General features: G+C 52.9%; 16 protein-coding genes and 1 tRNA gene. 9 read left to right on the top strand and 8 right to left on the bottom strand.

Features of this window, described 5'->3' with window-relative positions:
• Positions 1 to 164: 164 nt before the first annotated feature.
• Positions 165 to 1895: a [FeFe] hydrogenase, group A gene (locus FX155_RS11145; RefSeq protein WP_154488749.1), complete on the bottom strand. Its 1731-nt coding sequence runs from the start codon at positions 1893 to 1895 to the stop codon at positions 165 to 167.
• Positions 1889 to 3724 (bottom strand): NAD(P)-binding protein, encoded by a 1836-nt coding sequence (locus FX155_RS11140; protein WP_326831147.1) that lies wholly within the window; start codon positions 3722 to 3724, stop codon positions 1889 to 1891. Before FX155_RS11140 ends, FX155_RS11145 begins: the two co-directional genes overlap by 7 nt.
• Positions 3725 to 3949: 225 nt before the next feature.
• Between FX155_RS11140 and FX155_RS11135 the strand changes: the two genes are divergently transcribed.
• Together FX155_RS11135 and FX155_RS11130 are read left to right on the top strand one after the other, a co-directional pair.
• On the top strand, positions 3950 to 4372 hold the full coding sequence (locus tag FX155_RS11135) for an RrF2 family transcriptional regulator (protein ID WP_022486653.1): 423 nt from the start codon (positions 3950 to 3952) through the stop codon (positions 4370 to 4372).
• Positions 4373 to 4441: 69 nt separating this feature from the next.
• Positions 4442 to 4517 (top strand) — tRNA-Ala (locus FX155_RS11130).
• Positions 4518 to 4782: 265 nt separating this feature from the next.
• Here the strand turns inward: FX155_RS11130 and FX155_RS11125 are convergent.
• Complete coding sequence (locus FX155_RS11125; protein WP_012939277.1) at positions 4783 to 5976, bottom strand: site-specific integrase; 1194 nt, start codon at positions 5974 to 5976, stop codon at positions 4783 to 4785.
• 73 nt (positions 5977 to 6049) lie between these two features.
• Positions 6050 to 6763, bottom strand: coding sequence for a helix-turn-helix domain-containing protein (locus tag FX155_RS11120; protein ID WP_195839660.1), 714 nt, complete (start codon positions 6761 to 6763; stop codon positions 6050 to 6052).
• Between the two features lie 156 nt (positions 6764 to 6919).
• On the opposite strand from FX155_RS11120, the gene FX155_RS11115 reads away from it, so the two are divergent.
• From FX155_RS11115 to FX155_RS11090, 6 genes are all read left to right on the top strand, one after another.
• A complete protein-coding gene (locus FX155_RS11115) occupies positions 6920 to 7117 on the top strand; it encodes a helix-turn-helix domain-containing protein (protein WP_154488744.1) in 198 nt (65 codons plus the stop codon).
• Positions 7118 to 7163: 46 nt separating this feature from the next.
• Complete coding sequence (locus FX155_RS11110) at positions 7164 to 7403, top strand: helix-turn-helix transcriptional regulator (RefSeq protein WP_154488742.1); 240 nt, start codon at positions 7164 to 7166, stop codon at positions 7401 to 7403.
• 123 nt (positions 7404 to 7526) lie between these two features.
• Positions 7527 to 7775 (top strand): hypothetical protein, encoded by a 249-nt coding sequence (locus FX155_RS11105; protein ID WP_154488740.1) that lies wholly within the window; start codon positions 7527 to 7529, stop codon positions 7773 to 7775.
• Positions 7757 to 7972 (top strand): hypothetical protein, encoded by a 216-nt coding sequence (locus FX155_RS11100; RefSeq protein ID WP_154488739.1) that lies wholly within the window; start codon positions 7757 to 7759, stop codon positions 7970 to 7972. Before FX155_RS11105 ends, FX155_RS11100 begins: the two co-directional genes overlap by 19 nt.
• Before the next feature lie 462 nt (positions 7973 to 8434).
• Positions 8435 to 10768, top strand: coding sequence for a DUF927 domain-containing protein (locus FX155_RS11095; protein ID WP_154488737.1), 2334 nt, complete (start codon positions 8435 to 8437; stop codon positions 10766 to 10768).
• A gap of 493 nt (positions 10769 to 11261) precedes the next feature.
• Positions 11262 to 11450 (top strand): hypothetical protein, encoded by a 189-nt coding sequence (locus tag FX155_RS11090; RefSeq protein ID WP_154488736.1) that lies wholly within the window; start codon positions 11262 to 11264, stop codon positions 11448 to 11450.
• Positions 11451 to 11950: 500 nt separating this feature from the next.
• Here FX155_RS11090 and FX155_RS11085 read toward each other — a convergent pair whose 3' ends face one another.
• The 4 genes from FX155_RS11085 to FX155_RS11070 all read right to left on the bottom strand — a co-directional run bounded on the left by FX155_RS11085 (position 11951) and on the right by FX155_RS11070 (position 13587).
• A complete protein-coding gene (locus tag FX155_RS11085; RefSeq protein WP_154488734.1) occupies positions 11951 to 12100 on the bottom strand; it encodes a YvrJ family protein in 150 nt (49 codons plus the stop codon).
• A gap of 2 nt (positions 12101 to 12102) precedes the next feature.
• A complete protein-coding gene (locus tag FX155_RS11080) occupies positions 12103 to 12351 on the bottom strand; it encodes a DUF2922 domain-containing protein (protein ID WP_012938567.1) in 249 nt (82 codons plus the stop codon).
• Positions 12352 to 12366: 15 nt separating this feature from the next.
• On the bottom strand, positions 12367 to 12594 hold the full coding sequence (locus tag FX155_RS11075) for a DUF1659 domain-containing protein (protein WP_195839659.1): 228 nt from the start codon (positions 12592 to 12594) through the stop codon (positions 12367 to 12369).
• A gap of 417 nt (positions 12595 to 13011) precedes the next feature.
• The gene (locus FX155_RS11070; protein WP_154488731.1) at positions 13012 to 13587 is read right to left on the bottom strand and encodes an N-acetylmuramoyl-L-alanine amidase; all 576 of its coding nucleotides are present in this window, start codon (positions 13585 to 13587) and stop codon (positions 13012 to 13014) included.
• Positions 13588 to 14483: 896 nt separating this feature from the next.
• Between FX155_RS11070 and larA the strand changes: the two genes are divergently transcribed.
• Positions 14484 to 15791 carry a nickel-dependent lactate racemase gene (gene larA, locus FX155_RS11065; protein ID WP_326831146.1) on the top strand — a complete coding sequence of 436 codons (1308 nt, stop codon included), beginning with the start codon at positions 14484 to 14486 and terminating at the stop codon, positions 15789 to 15791.
• Positions 15792 to 15963 lie beyond the last annotated feature (172 nt).

The following is a 15963-nucleotide window of genomic DNA, read 5'->3' as shown; positions in this document are numbered from 1 at the left end:
ATCGATTACAATGCAAACCGTATTCATTCGAGTATTGATTATTTAACTCCGAATGAAAAATACCAGCAATTAGTAAGTTAACGAGGTGTCTCGGTTCGATGTGTCTAAAAGCCTTGACACCTTTCCGAGACCTGAAGAGGAGGCTGTTGCTTTTGCAACAGCCTCTACATTTTCCACCCAAAATGATCCGTGTGGAGGAGTTTTTCTGCTTTGGGGCTCAGGGGGTTGCCCAAAAATTCCCGGTACAGCCGCTGGACCTGGGGATTCTGGTGGGAGAACCGGAGATGGCTGTGCTTGTCCAGGGTCCGGAGCTCTTCTCCCCGGACGCCTTCCAGCTCCACATCCTCCTGGGGAATGGGCTGGCCGCCTCCTCCGGCACAGCCGCCGGGACAGGCCATCACTTCCACGAAATCGTAATGGACTTCTTTCCGCTTCAGAGCCTGGATCAGCTGCCGGGTGTTCCCCAGGCCGCTGACCACGGCGCAGCGGATTTCTTTGCCGGCCATGGTGTACACCGCATCCCGGAGCCCGGTGCCGTTCCGCAAAGGAGCAAACAGGTCCGGATCGGGATTTTCCCCGGTCAGGGTGGCGTAGGCTGTACGGAGAGCCGCTTCCAGTACCCCGCCGGTGGTGCCGAAAATGGTCCCGGCTCCCGTAAAGGTGCCCATGGGGTCATCCAGCGGTTCTTCCGGCAGGAGAGCCGGATCCAGGTGGTCCGCCCGGAGCATCCGGATGAATTCCCGGGTGGTGAGGGCCAGGTCCACATCGGGTCCGTAAGGCCCCTGCATGGTGGGCAGGGCACATTCCGCCTTTTTGGCCAGGCAGGGCATGATGGAAACGCAGTACAGCTTTTCCGGAGGCACCTGGAGCTTTTCCGCCAGCCAGGTCTTGGCAATGGCCCCGAACATCTGCTGGGGGGATTTGGAGGTGGACAGCCGTCCGGTCAGTTCCGGATACTGGCCTTTCAGGAACCGGACCCAGCCGGGGCAGCAGCTGGTGAACATGGGGAACTCTTTGGTGTCCCCGGCCTGGAACCGTTCCAGGAATTCATTGGCTTCTTCCATAATGGTGAGGTCCGCCCCGAAGGTGGTGTCGTACACATGGTCGAACCCCAGCTGCCGGAGGGCCGCCGCCATTTTTCCGATGGTCCCCTGCTCCCGGGGCAGGCCGAAGGCTTCGCACCAGGCCGTCCGCACCGCCGGAGCCACCTGGACCAGGGTCACTTTGTCCGGGTCCGCCAGGGCTTCGTAGAGTTTGTCCGTATCGTCCCGTTCCCGGAGCCCGGCCACCGGACAGTGGGTGATGCACTGGCCGCACAGGGTGCAGTCCGAATCCTTGATCACCCGGTTCCCGGACACATCCACCGTGGTCCGTCCCCCGGTGCCCGCCACGTCCCAGATGTGCATGGCCTGGATCTTGTCGCAGACCTGGATGCAGCGCATGCATTTGATGCATTTGTTGTAGTCGTGGAACAGGGGGTAGGTGGTGGTCCAGGCCCGGCGCAGGCCTTTGGGCAGCTGTTCCTCATAGGGATTGTCGTGGATCCCCAGGCTGTTGGCCAGGGACTGGAGCCGGCAGTTGCCGCTGCGGACACAGACGGCGCACCGGCAGTCGTGCTGGGACAGGATCAGTTCCACGTTGATCTTCCGGGTTTCCCGGACCCGGGGAGAATGGGTGTGGACCACCATGCCCTCTTTGACAGGACTGTTGCAGGCGGTGATCATCCCCGGTTCTCCTTCCACCTCCACACAGCACACCCGGCAGGCGGCGATTTCGTTGAGTCCTTTCAGATAGCACAGGTGGGGGATCTGGATCCGGGCCTGCCGGGCCGCTTCCATAATGGTGGTCCCTTCCGGCACCTGGATGATTTTGCCGTCAATGGTACAGGTTACCATTCCCGATTCCTCCCTCCTTTAAAGCTGCCGTAGCCAAAGTGGTCACAGCGCAGACACCGGCTGGCTTCCTGATGGGCTTCTTCCGGGGTCATCCCTTCCGCCACCAGACGGAAATCTCCCACACAGTCCGGAGTGCAGTGGTGCTTCAGGTTCACCCGGCCGCAGGGAGGGGTCTGGGTGAAGTAGGCGTCGGGGATCTCCACCTGGCAGGAAATCCGGTGGTGGCAGCCGAAGAAGGAATCGATGTTGTCGGCGGCCACTTTCCCGGCGGCCACTGCCCGGATCACTGTGGCGGGACCGGAAACCGCATCCCCGCCGGCAAACAGGTTCCCCAGGCCCGGGATGCTGGTGGACAGATCCGCCTGGATGGCCCCCCGGTGGGTGGTGACCCCGATGGCCTCAAAAGGCTTGGTGACAATGGACTGGCCGATGGCCACAATCAGGATGTCGCAGGGGAACCGCCGTTCCGGCAGATCCGCCTTTATGGGGTTTGGCCGGTCCTTTCCATTGTAGGGGCCGATATGCTGGGGCTGGGTCCAGATGGCCGTTACCTGGCCCGCTGCGTTGGTTTCAATCCGGCTGGGGGCTTCCAGGGTGACGATTTCGCAGCCTTCCGCCATGGCCGCCTGGATCTCTTCCGGCAGAGCGGTCATATCTTCCAGCCGGCGCCGGTACAGGCACTGGACGGAAGCCGCCCCCAGCCGTTTGGCCGTGCGGGTGGCGTCCATGGACACGTTGCCGCCTCCGATGATGCAGACCCGTTTGCCGGTGAAATCCGGAACCCGGCCTTCCCCAATGTCCCGGAGCAGCCGGACGGCGCTGTACACCCCCTGGGCGTCTTCCCCGGGGATATGGAGCTTCTTGTCGCTGTGGGCCCCGATGGCGATGTACACCGCATCATACTGCTGCTGGAGCTTTTCCACCGGTATGTCCGTCCCTACGGAAACTCCGGTGCGGACCTGGATCCCGGTGGTGAGGATGTAGTCCAGGTCCCGGTCCAGCACTTCCAGGGGCAGACGGTAGTCCGGGATCCCGTACCGGAGCATGCCGCCCAGCTGGGGCCGCTGTTCGTATACGGTGACGCTGTGGCCCATAAGAGCCAGATAGTAGGCTGCCGTCAGGCCTCCCGGGCCGCCTCCGATCACCGCCACGGTCTTGCCGGTGGCAGGGGCGGGCTTTGGCGCCCGGGCCGGCTGGGCATGGTCCACGGCAAACCGCTTCAGCCCGCAGATGTTCACCGGGGCGTCCACCATCCCCCGGCGGCAGTGGTGTTCGCAGGGATGCTCGCATACATAGGCGCAGGCGGCGGGGAAGGGATTGTCCTTCCGGATCAGTTCCAGGGCGTCTTCATACCGGCCTTCCCGGATGAGCGCCACATAACCGGGAATATCCACATGGGCCGGGCAGGTGGACACACAGGGCACCGGGTGGCTCAGACCGCAGATGCACCGGCCGGTGAGCACGTGCTCCTTATAATCCTCCCGGAAGCCCCGAACCCCCTTCAGAACCATATAGGCCGCCTCGTAGCCGATGGCACAGTCCGAAGAAGAGGCGATGCTCCGGGCGGTCCGTTCAATAAGGTCGATGGTGTCCAGGGTGGCCGTCCGGTCCAGCACCCGTTCAATGAGCACCTCCAGCTGGCCCAGGCCCACCCGGCAGGGCACGCATTTGCCGCAGCTCTGGGCATGGCAGAACCGGAGAAAGTTCAGGGCCATGTCCACCGGGCACAGCCCTGGAGAACTGGCACTGATCCTTCGGTGCATATCCTGATACAAACCGTTCAGGACCGTCTGGGCCCGTCCCGGCGTTTCGATCTGTAAGCGACGCACGATTTTCTCCCCCTCCATGAATTTTCAGTATGGAATCCGAAAACAGAATGAACAGATACGATATTATTTTACCGTTCAGAAGCAAAGAGTGTCAACCGATTCGGCAAAAAAATCTGATAAATCGGGGAGATGTGAAATTCCTAAAATTTACTAGGAATTAACCTTTCCTTTTGGAAAATTCTATAGTACAATTATAGGAAATTATTCTTGCTGCGAGGAGGAACCATGAAAATCTCTACCAAGGGACGGTATGCCCTGCGCCTGATGATCGATCTGGCCATCAACGGCACCGAATCCTATGTACCTATTAAAAGCGTCTCTCAGAGACAGGAAATCTCAGAAAAATACCTGGAACAGATCATTACCCAGCTCTCCCGCGCCAAACTGGTTAAAAGTGCCAGAGGAGCCCAGGGAGGATACAAACTGGTCCGTGATCCCAAAGACTATACCGCCGGAGAGATCCTCCGGGCCGTGGAAGGGTCCCTGGCTCCCGTGGCCTGCCTGGAACCCGGCCACGCAATCTGCAGCCGGGCCGCCCACTGCGTCACCCTGGACCTGTGGAAAGAAATCCAGGATGCCATCGACAACATCGTGGACAACACCACCCTGGCAGATCTGGTGGAAAAGCAGGAAAAGAAGGGGATGTGAATTTTTCACACTCCCCTTTCCGATTTTTCCTTGCACACTTCTCCCGGAAGCGCTATAATACTACGTATTGGGGCACTAGCTCAGCTGGGAGAGCGCAAGGTTCGCAATCTTGAGGTCAGGGGTTCGATCCCCCTGTGCTCCACCAATTATTAAGCCGAAACGGTGAAATGTTTCAAAGTGTTTCAAACCGTGTTTCCATGCGGGGTTTGCGGTTTTCAAGACAGTTTGAAGCGTTTCAAACCGTTTCTTTTTTTTACCCTTTTTTGCCAACTTTTTGCCAACTTTCCTAAAATCAGCATGAGAAAAATTTGCCAACTTTTTTCAAAGCCGGGGGGCCGCTTCCTGTCTAGGGTTGCGGCCTTTTTTGCTGATTTTTTTCAAAGGGCATTGGGCCAAATTTGCCAACTTTTTTACACGGTAATTTTTTCCAGGCATTCGTCAAGCTGTTCCTTCATCTCTTGTGTGACATGGGTATAAACCGACAAGGTAACTTTTGGATCTGAATGGCCTACCCTTTCCATAATTGCCTTTACAGGTACCCCCATGGCCGCAAGCATGGAAATATGCGTGTGTCTGAAAATATGGGTGCTGATATGCTTCCCCGGGATCTGCACAGCCCGTAACAGGCGGTTTATATATTGCCGATTCAATGGAAACCCCGTATCCGTGGTAAATATATAGCCCCTGTCCTTGTACTTGCTGCAAAGGCTGTTCCCTTGCTTCCCCCATCGTTCCATGCGCTTGTTGTCGGTATTGAACCATTCCAGGATCTGAACAGCCCGCATACTTAAATCAATGGTACGATAGGACGTTCTTGTTTTGGGCGTCCCCCTCTGAATGGATTCCCCGTTTTTGGCTGTTACCAGAATAGTTCCCGTGACTGAAAGTTGCCGCTTATCCAGGTTCACGTCTTGACGGCGCAAGGCAAGCATTTCCCCGCACCGTAGCCCCGTGAGTGAAATAAATTCCATGGCCAGGCCAACACGGAAGTTCCGTTCTTTGAGTTGATCCAGGCAATTTTTTAATTCTTCCTTGTCCAGGAACTTGTTGTTCTTTTTGGCCAGTTCTTCCGGGGTATCCGGGCGGCGTTTCAAGTCAATTTCTTCAAAGTCGGTTACATTGTCGGTGTAACCGGCTTTTTTAGCATACCGCATAATCGCTTTTACAGTAATCAGCAGGGACTTGCAATAGTTAAAAGAAAGTTTGTCCACGTAGTAATAACGGAACAGCATTTTTTCCGCTATTGGGGCGGTGAAGTCTTTGAACAGGATCCCTTCCGGCAATCCGGCCAGGATCTTCCGTATATACAAGTCATGGTTTATCCTGGTTGCTTCTTTGATCCGCATATCCGTTATTTCTTGCCATTCCTGCAAGACGGTAGAAAGGGCCAGGGATTCAAGGCGGCTAGCCTTTCTAGCTTCCCCCTTGTCTGCTTTTTCTTCAAACTTTTCCCGCAGCATTTGCGCTGCCACCTTTTGGGCATGGGCGTTCTTGCTGTTCAAAGTAACAGAAACAGTTAATTTAAGCCCCGTTTTCTTATCTTCAAACCGTTCTTGATAAACATACCGTGTTCCCTTGCTGTTCGTTCTTTTGGTTATCCACATATAAAATACCTTCTTTCCCGTTACTCATTGTGCCCCTGTCAGTGCTTATTGAGCCGGGAGAAAGAAAGAAAAATTATTTTTGGTATTCTTGTACCAGTGCATGAAATTGTTTAGCCAGTTCTTGTTCTGTTTCTTTAGTCAAATTTTGGCTTTTATGTACACATTCGAACAGCTTGTCAAAGAAATCTTTGCTTGCATTTTGCCTTTTTGTAATCTTTTCCTCTACTTCTAAAGGCAAGGTACCCCGTTTCAACGCTTCAATATTAACATTCGAAAAACCATCTTCTTTAGCATATTCCCGCAATATGCTAGCGTATAAATACATTTTCAATAAATCCTTTTGGGCGGCCTGATAATTGGGATTGTTTATTCCTTCTTTGACGGCTGTAATAAATCCCGCTTCTGTCACAATGGGAATACTTGCGGGCATAGGGGTTCCCTTTGTACGGGCCTGTTGGGCCTGTTCAAAGGTTTCTTGATTTTGATATACCCCAACAACACCGTTATTCAATGCTTGAACATGAAAGGGATCAATAATAAGGCCTGCATTCCTACAAGTATTTATACACTTTGTTAGTTCGTCCTGTTCCGGATCATATCCCAGCAGTTCATCTGTTGATACGTGCAATGCCTGGGCAATGCGCAAAAATATATCAACGGGCGGGACTCTTTCCCCGCGCTCATAGTTCCCCAGGGAAATTCGGGAAATATGGGCGTGTGTTGCCAAATCACCTTGTGTTAATCCTTGTTTTTCCCGATATGATCTAATCCGTTTTCCAATTTCCATAGAAATATACCTCCATGATGAAATTATACAACACCCCAGAGAAAAAGAAAACATTTGAAATAAATTTGGAAATTGAAAACCACAATGTTGACATTGAAAACATTCGATGATAACATGTAATTGTAATGATTCAATCATTTTCAAGGAGGGAATTTCATGAAACTGAATACTGAAAAATTGTGCGTTCTTATGGCACAGAACAAACTCACTCTTTCGGCAATGGTAGAAAAGGCCAAAATTAGCCGCAGTACCATGTGGCAAATTTTGAACCGAAAAAGAAAGCCAAATCTGGAAACCGTTGGCAAGATTGCCGCGGCCCTGGATGTATCCCCGGCCGACATTATCGAAAAATAACAAGTACCCTGTCAGTGCTTATTGAGTCGGGAAAGGAAGGATGAACATGTTACAACTCAAAACGGTTTGCGTTGATGATTACGGCGAGCGTTGGTTGAGCCGCACAGAGATTGCGGAAATGCTTTCTATTTCAAGGCCTACTGCCTGGCGGCTATTGAACAAAATGCGGGCAATTCCGAAATACCGGGGCGCGTTCCTGGATTTAAGCAGCACACTGAAACGTGTTCGGGAACGGGATCTAAAGAAATTTCTGGAAGAACAGAACCTGGCGTATTTGAAGAAATAAACCCCATTTTTCGGCAACGAAATAAAGCCCCTATGGGATTCCACCCGGGGCGGGGATTTATTGGCATTGCGGCGGCTTTAACCCGTTGCAGATTCACACAACAAGTGGAAAGAAGGTGAAACCATGAGCAAGAAACAAACGGTTGTAATTTTGGACGTTAAAACCCCTTCAATGGCCCGGGCTATTCGGGCAAAATGTTTAAACTGTTCTGGTTATCAGCGGGCGGAAGTCCGGGATTGTGTTTTGACAGATTGCCCCCTGTTCCCCTATCGGTTTGGCAAGGGGCCAAAGGCGGCCAGAAACAGCCTGGAAAAATCCTACACGGTAAAAGTTGTAAAAGGAGAGTGTGCAGCATGGAAAGAATCAGAGTAACGCGGGAACAGATGAAAGCCGTAACGGATTACGTTGAACAGGTTCTGAAATCGGCGGAACTATGGAATACCATGGGGGACATTGCGGGCAATGAGAATTACCCGGAAGTTGTCGAATTCATGAAGAAAGTAGGAGAACGGGAAGATTTAAAGACAGACAGCATGAGAAAGGCCCTGTTTGAAATCGTTGAAAAATAAAAACAGCCGTCATGAATGAGCGACCATTCACAACGGCAAGGGACAAAATTCCGGGCAGGGGTTTTGTCCTTGTTCTTTATTATAGCGATTTTAACAGTATGTAACAATAAGGAACACTATGGATGAAAGGGACAACATGAACAAAAAACTTTCCTATAAAGAAATTTTAACAAAACTTTCCAATGTACACAATAGGGGAAATGCAACGGTGGCACAGTGCCCCGTGTGCGGCGACGAGGACCACCTTTACATTGACGAGAAGGAGGGCAAAACGCTGGCATTTTGCCATAAATGCCACGCGTCCCTCCCGGATGTACTGAAAGCCCTGGGCACGAACAACGGCGAAAGTCCCGTTGCCGCAAAGCCCCCAGCCCCTGCTGAACCTAAAAAGCCAAAGGACCACGGGAAACGAGTAGAACGGATTGTATATACCTATCGGGATCCAGACGGCAAGGAAGCCTATTGCAAGATTCGGGAAAATTTACAGACGGGCATAAAAAATTCAGTTTTCTGTATACCAGGCCCGATGGGACCGTTGTTTACAAGAAGCCGAAGCCCTGCAATAACCTGTATAACCTGGACCGGCTGACCGCGGCAAAGAAAACCGAAACACTGTACATCGTGGAGGGCGAAAAATGCGCGGATTCAATGACGGCGGCGGGCTTCCTGGCAACGAGTACCAACACGGGCGCGGAAAGCCCGAACCTGTCTGGGGTGGACCGCAAAGCCGTTGAGAAATTCACCCGGAAAGTTATTATTCCGGACAACGACGATCCAGGCGCTGTGTACGGCAAGGCGTGGGAAGCGCGCGGGGCAAAAGTCCTCCCGCTGCCAGAAATCTGGCCAGAGTGCCCGGTCAAGGGTGACGTTGCCGATTATCTGGAAGCAGGCGGGGATCCGGAAGCAATTAAAAATTACAAATTTCCCGCACAGGAAGAAGCAGCGGCCCCGGATTTAGGAACATGCCAGGAAGAACAGATAGTGGAGTATTTTAACACCCTGGACAAAGCACAGCTGACAAGCCCGAAACTGTTTGCAAGGATCTGTGCTATTGAAGACACGGTGAAACGGCAACGAGTGGAAAGCCTGGCAACGTTCCGGGCCAGTGACCTGGCTATAAAGCGGGAATTTGACCAGAATTACAAAAACTTCATGCACGAACAGGCAAAGAAAGGGAACGGAAACCAGGAAGAACACTACACACAATTTCCAGAACAGCCGTTACAATTGCGGTGTGGTGAATGGTACTGCGATGAACAAGGGGTGCGGAAATTCGTTCTTTTGGGCAACGGAAACACGAAAAGAGAAGACGCGTCCTTTAATCCCCTGTTACCGTCGGCAATCTATGAGAACCAGGAAAACGGAGAAGAAAAAATTCAGCTGTCATTCTTCAAGTATGGCAAATGGAAGCAAATACTTGTACCGCGTTCGGTTACGGCCAGTAAAACAAAAATTGTTGCCCTGGCTGACAAGGGCATAGAAGTAACCAGTGAAACGGCTGGTTCCACGGTGAAATATATTGCAGACGTAGTAAACAGAAACCAGGATACGTTGCCGCGCGTTGCCAGTATTGGGCACATGGGCTGGGATCCCAAAGAGGAATACGGGGAATTTGTCCCCTACTCTGATTCTATTCAACCAGATGTTGGCGATCAATTCGGCGCATTACCGCAAGCCCTGGAACCCAAAGGAACGTTGCAAGAATGGTATAAGATTGTGTTCCCCCTGCTAAAAAGCCCCTACATGCGCATAACCATAGCTGCAAGCCTGGCCAGTGTACTTATAGGCCCCATGCACGCGTTGCCCTTTGTCCTTCATTTATGGGGCGGCACGGGCGCGGGAAAAACAGTTGCACTCAAAGTTGCGGCCAGTATATGGGGAAATCCAGACGAGGGAAAACTGGTGGATACCATGAACAACACCATAAATTACATTATGGAAAAGGCCGGTGTTTTGTACAGTATCCCGTTTTTCGGAGATGAATTGCAGACCATCAAAGGAAACTATGGAAACTATGACAGTCTGATTTATCGGGTAACTGGCCAGACCAACAGGGGAAGATTGCGGGCCAACGGATCTATGGTGCGGCGGCTGTCCTGGCAAAACAGTTTCCTTTTCACAGGGGAAGAACCCATTACGCAGAGCAACAGCGGCGGCGGGGCTATCAACCGGGTTATTGAACTGGAATGTACGGAGAAGATTATTCAAGACGGCAACGGCACGGTTGCGGCAATTGCTGACTGTCACGGCGTATTGGGGCCGGCCTTCGTTGCACAAGCAAGGCAAAGCCAGGACACCAATAAAAAGGTATTCAAACAGTTTGAAAAGGAACTACAGGGCATGGGCGGAACAGGAAAACAGGTGCAAGCCCTGGCACTAATACTGACCGCCTACGATCTTCTTCAGAGCATGGCCCCGGCTGGCTGTCCCGTGTTGACCGCAGAGGACGTAAAAGGGTGTATAAAAACAGAACAAGAAGTGGATGTACCGCAGCGGGCCTATGAGTATGTTTGTAATCAGATTGCAATCAACCAAAACAAGTTCGTGATGGATGGTATCAAGCCAAAAGGCGAAACATGGGGCGGAGTGGTTGATAGTAATACCGTGAATATTTTCAAGGGTGCCCTGGAAGGGATCCTAAAGGAAGAAGGCTATTCATTGCGGGCCGTCAAGCGGGAATGGTTAAAACGGGGCTACATGAAACATTACAGGAAAGACGGGATTTTTGGACACGGCTCTATTGGCGGGATTACAGGCCAGGTTGGACAATTAGTGTTGCCACCCAAAGACGACTAAAGCGCATTTTGTTAAATTGGTAAATTTTAGAGCCATTTCGTTAAACCCGAAAACCCGCATGAATCCTTGCTGTATGAGCATAATTTAACGAATTTAACATTTTTAACAATAAATAATAATATATATAATCCAATTTATTATGCGGATATATTCCAATCCCCTGCCGCAATAAATTAAATATATATAGTGTTATTGTGCAGAAAAACTGTTAAATCGTTAAAAAATCCCGTAGAGCAAGGCGGGGCGCGGGTTTTCGGTTTAACAAAGTTCAAAACAGGCTGGTAAATTTTAACAAAAAAGTGGTAAATAGCCGGGGAGGGCGAATGAATCAGCGTAATTTTTACGTTGTTAGGCAACGGGATCCCCCTGCAATGGGGGGTATAGTCCCAAAAATCGGGCGGCAATTTTGCAATTCGGCGGTAGGTTTCCATTTTTTCTTATCCGGCCTTGAAAGTCGTTAGAAAAAGTGGAATTTTCGAAAGGAGCTAAAAAAATGGATGATATTGAAATGGAAAACGGCGATTATATCGATTATGACGATTTTTGCGACAATGCGCAGGAAGAAGCCCTGGAAGATTCGTTGGTAGAAATGCCTGGCGACTCCACCCCACAGGAAATCTATGATGATTATGAGGAAAGAACGGACGGCGAGTACGCAGAACGGGAAGCGTTTGACTGGTAACACGTATTTAAGCCCCTTTAAAAAGTATGGAATTAAAAACGGGTATAAGTATATAGGGCGGGCGGGTTTCACCCCAAACACCCCTATTAAACCCGATTCAATTCAGTACGCGGGGCGGTTGCAATAGAATTGAAAACCGTGTAAAATACAGAGCATGAGGGCAAGGGGTGTGACCATTGTGGCCTACTGGTGGTTGACAACATGGGCGCCCCTTGTCTTTTTCTTTGCAACGATCTGTCCGGATCCCTTGCCACCTGCACATAAAAATAGACCTGGTAAAAATCCAGGCCTATTGCAGGGGCACAATGAAATTTTATGTTGGTTGCCAACTTTTTGCCAACTTTTCTATATAAAGGAGCGCGGAACAAGGAAATATGCGCCCTTCCCCCTATGCTCCACCAGACTAAAAGCAAGCATCCATGCGGGGTTTGACCGTGTGGGTGCTTTTTTGTGCGCAAAAAGAGAGTGCTGCATAAAACATGCAGCACTCTCTTTTTTCCTTATTCTATTTTCACTGCCATGCGCAGCCGTTCGATGCTCTGGGTCAGGTTCTCCAGTTTCTCTTCCATGCGTACCAGGAGGTACCAGGAAATGACCATGGGGAACCCGTACTGGGCAGTCTGGCCGGCCAGCAGGGTCAGGTCATCCATGGTCAGGCCTCGGTGCTTTCGTCACTGGCCCCGTCGGAGAGCAGGTCCTTGACGTCGGTCACTTTGGCCCCCTGGATGGTTTCCACCGGGAGATTGTTCTTGGTGAGGAAGACTTTGCTTTCCACCACTTTGTTCATTACCGGCAGTACCGTTTCCCGGTCCACGTCCGTGCGGGGGTTGGGGATACGGATGTTTTTCGTTGCCTTTTCACTGTCTTTGAAAATCAGGTCCAGTTTTCTGGAATCTGCCATTGTGCCTTACCTCCTTTACGCCACTTCATTCAGGGCATGGCGTTCCACCACGTACATGCCTTTGGGAGCTTCTGCCATCAGCCCGCCGAATTCCTTGCCCACTTCCGCCAGTTTTTCAGGGGTGGCATCGGTGGACAGCTTTTCGTAGCTGATGTTCTTGAATTTGGGCTGGTCATTTTTGTCCACCCCGTTGCTGATTTCCAGCTGCAGGGTCACTGCGGTGAGGTTCTTCTGGATTGCCATTTTCATTCCTCCTTTGGATTGTCAGGATAAGGTTGCATCACAGGGTGTAAGGGGGCGGGGCCCGGCAGGGCCGGGCCAGTCACTAGTCACTAGCCGATGGAGACCATCTGCCGGAGGCAGATGCTTCTGAAGGGAAACGCAGCCCCTGGGGGCTGCTAACCCACCACCATTGCGCAAGCGCAACGGTCCCCCGCCCTTGCAAAGGGCGGATATACGCTCGGGCTGACGCCCATTGCTGTATATAGGTATGCGGCCTAACGGTCCATTGCTTTATGTGGGTGCCAGGGCGTAAGCCCGCGTACCCACTATCCGCCCTTTTCAAGGGCGGGGGACCGGCCGACAGGCTGGTGGTGGGTTAGCAGCGTCAGCTGCGTCCTCATTCACAGGAACCCGGGTACGGGTTCCTTCCATAACGACTCACGATGAACGACAAACGATGAACCCACCTTTTACCCGCTTCACCCACTGATAATACAGTCCCTTCCCCCGGAGCACCGCCCCGCCGCTGCGCCATACTCCGTCATAGTCTTTCAGCTTCCACAGATCCCACCGTTCAAAAGCGGGCGTCCCGGCCATGCTTGGCCCGTAACCGTCCAGGTCGGCAGCCTCTGCATGGGTCATGATCTGGGCGGGCTCCAGAGGGAGTTTCCAGAGTTCCGACAGAGTGGCCAGCAGGATGGATGCGCTTTCCACCTGCAGGGGAGTGGGGGGATAATCCCCCAGATCGAAGGTGCCGTCTGCATACAGCACGGCATCTTTGGCACAGCACAGGGCAATGCCCAGGGCACCGGTGTTCCGGTTCCAGGTGTGGGGGAGGATCCGGGTCCAGTCCCGGGTACTGGTTACCAGGCTCCCGTCCCCCCGGACCAGAAGGTGATAGTCCGGGAACAGCTGGTCATAGGTTCCAGCCGTCCAGTGCAGGTAAATTTTCCGGATGTGCCCACGGGCCCTGCGGGCCAGTTCCAGAACTTCCTGCCGTTTGATTGCTTCCATGTCATCGCCTCCTTACACTGTATAAGAGACGGCAGGGAGGATTTTTTCGGAGGAAATTGGGAAAAGGGGCAGGGACGCTTTTCCGTCTCACGCAGAAGGAGACCATCTGCCGGAGGCGGATGGTCATGAGCTGACAGTCACTAGTCTCTAGTCTCTAGCGGCAGGAGGAAACCCGCCGGGCGGGTTCCTGGGAACGGATAAAAACCGGAGGCCGGGACGGGCGGGCCTGCGGCACGCCCCTACGGCGTTGGGGTCGGATGTTGGATACAACGGTCAGAGGAACGGATTTTTTGACAACCCCGTTTCTCTGATTTCCTGCTGGTCCTCTGCCCCCAACGTGGTAGGGGCTGCCCGCAGGGAAGCCCATCCCGGCCTACGGTTTTTTACGTTCAAAGGCAGATGCGCAGCATCTGGCATCCGACTTTCAGGGGGACACATCTGGATGCCTTGGTTACGGGACAACATCGGGTGTCGTCGCTCCTGGGGTGGAGCACGCGGGCGAGACCATCCGGATTCCTGGTCCGTAGCCGCTGCCTTTGACCGTCAGGGCAAGGCGATAGGCTGTGAGCCTCCCGCCAGGGACGAACGGGTCTGCCCTCCCGGCGGAGAGCCCTTGCGGGTGGAAGAGTATAGGAGGACTTTTCCCCTCTGGGAGGCCGGGACGGGTTTGCCTGCGGCGAAACCCCTACGTCGTCGACCTCAAAGCAACGATAAAAAATTTTTGACACCATTTCTGAATAACTATACGGCGATGAAGGATTCACCGAGAACTTGTTGACACATACTCAGATACATGGAAACGGATTGCCCCTGGCAGATTGTGCTATAATATTCTGTATAAACAGTTTTTTTGCTCCAACCGTCTGCAGTTTCAGTCTGAAAGGGAGGAAGATATCGTGGGACTCAGGAAATTCAGCTTTAATTTTGGCAGGACCACCCAGGAAGTGGAACTGCCGGAGGAACGGATCAGCAGCATCATCGAAGGCCGTCCGGTGCCGGCGGTGGATGTGGAGCAGGCCACCCTGGAGGCCATGCGCCATCCCATCGGCTGCCGGCCTCTCCAGGAAATGTTCGGGAAAGGGGACAAAGTCTGCCTGGTCATCGCCGATGTGACCCGTTCCTGGAACCGGTCTTCTGAATATGTAATCCATGTGGTCAATGAACTGAACCTGGCCGGGGTGCGGGATGAGGACATGTACATCGTCTTTGCCCAGGGAACCCACCGGGAGCAGACTCCGGAGGAAAATGTCCGGGTGGTGGGAGAAGAAGTGGCCCGGCGGATCCGGATGTACCAGCACCACTGCCGGAGCAACGATGAACTGACCTGTGTGGGGACCACCCGGTTCGGGACCCGTGTGATGCTGAACAAGCGGGTGGTGGAAGCGGACAAGATCGTGATCATCGACGGCATCACCGCCCATCTTTTTGCCGGCTATGGGGGCGGCCGGAAACTGCTCCTGCCCGGGGTGGCCGGCTGGGATACCATCCAGGAGAACCACTGCCATGCCCTGGCGGACCATTTTGGGGACGGCATCAACCCCAAGACCCGGAACGGGGTGCTCCAGGACAACCCGGTGAACTACGATATGCTGGATGCCATGGAGATGGTCAAGCCCACGTTCCTGGTCCATTCCATCATCAACAACGAGGGGAAGATCTGCCGCATGGTGGCCGGGGATCCCTACCAGGCCTGGCTGGAAGGGACCCGGATTTGCCATGACAACCAGGCGGTCTCTTTCAAGGCCCGGGCGGATGTGACCTTTGCCTGTGCCGGGGGCTATCCCAAGGATGTATCCCTGTACCAGGGCTGCAAATGCTATGATCCGGCAGATGTGACCACCAAACCGGGGGGCATCATCATCGCCATCATGGAGGCCAGTGACCTGTACGAACCGCCGGAATATCTGGGCAGCTTCAAGTATGACAGCGAGAAGGACATGGAGAAGGCCCTGCGGGAGAATTTCAGCATTCCCTTCTTTGTGGCGTTCAACCTGTTCTGCATGACCCACCGGTACACCATCTACCTGGTGACGAAAAAAGAAAATTTCGACGCCATCCGGAAGACCAACCAGATTCCCTGCGCCACGGTGGCGGAAGCCTGGGAAAAGGCACAGGCTCAGCTGGCCCGGGAGGGGAAAAAGGACTATACCCTGAACCTTATCCCCCACTGCGGCGGGGTCATTGCGGAGGAGCCGGAGAAATAGATGAAAAACTCTTCATCTAGCCCGCGACCCGCGACCCAAGGCCCGCGAAAGGTGTATCATATATTTAGACAGTATGAAGCGAGACTTTCTTGGAGAAAGGAGCGTCTTTTATGAAGAGTCTAAAAATGTACACCAGGGATTTCAAAATCCAGGTATGCAAGCTTGTTTTGGA

This window comes from Acidaminococcus fermentans (genome assembly GCF_009696675.1).
Lineage (GTDB): Bacteria > Bacillota > Negativicutes > Acidaminococcales > Acidaminococcaceae > Acidaminococcus.
The sequence above is the reverse complement of the archived record's forward strand: the minus strand, read 5'-3'. Positions and strand labels throughout refer to the sequence as shown.

Bases quoted from the DNA above. Each gene is read 5' to 3' on its own strand.
- FX155_RS11145 (WP_154488749.1), bottom strand. From the start codon at position 1,895: ATGGTAACCTGTACCATTGACGGCAAAATCATCCAGGTGCCGGAAGGG.
- FX155_RS11135 (WP_022486653.1), top strand. From the start codon at position 3,950: ATGAAAATCTCTACCAAGGGACGGTATGCCCTGCGCCTGATGATCGAT.
- FX155_RS11125 (WP_012939277.1), bottom strand. From the start codon at position 5,976: ATGTGGATAACCAAAAGAACGAACAGCAAGGGAACACGGTATGTTTAT.
- FX155_RS11120 (WP_195839660.1), bottom strand. From the start codon at position 6,763: ATGGAAATTGGAAAACGGATTAGATCATATCGGGAAAAACAAGGATTA.
- FX155_RS11115 (WP_154488744.1), top strand. From the start codon at position 6,920: ATGAAACTGAATACTGAAAAATTGTGCGTTCTTATGGCACAGAACAAA.
- FX155_RS11110 (WP_154488742.1), top strand. From the start codon at position 7,164: ATGTTACAACTCAAAACGGTTTGCGTTGATGATTACGGCGAGCGTTGG.
- FX155_RS11105 (WP_154488740.1), top strand. From the start codon at position 7,527: ATGAGCAAGAAACAAACGGTTGTAATTTTGGACGTTAAAACCCCTTCA.
- FX155_RS11100 (WP_154488739.1), top strand. From the start codon at position 7,757: ATGGAAAGAATCAGAGTAACGCGGGAACAGATGAAAGCCGTAACGGAT.
- FX155_RS11090 (WP_154488736.1), top strand. From the start codon at position 11,262: ATGGATGATATTGAAATGGAAAACGGCGATTATATCGATTATGACGAT.
- FX155_RS11085 (WP_154488734.1), bottom strand. From the start codon at position 12,100: ATGGATGACCTGACCCTGCTGGCCGGCCAGACTGCCCAGTACGGGTTC.
- FX155_RS11080 (WP_012938567.1), bottom strand. From the start codon at position 12,351: ATGGCAGATTCCAGAAAACTGGACCTGATTTTCAAAGACAGTGAAAAG.
- FX155_RS11075 (WP_195839659.1), bottom strand. From the start codon at position 12,594: ATGGCAATCCAGAAGAACCTCACCGCAGTGACCCTGCAGCTGGAAATC.
- FX155_RS11070 (WP_154488731.1), bottom strand. From the start codon at position 13,587: ATGGAAGCAATCAAACGGCAGGAAGTTCTGGAACTGGCCCGCAGGGCC.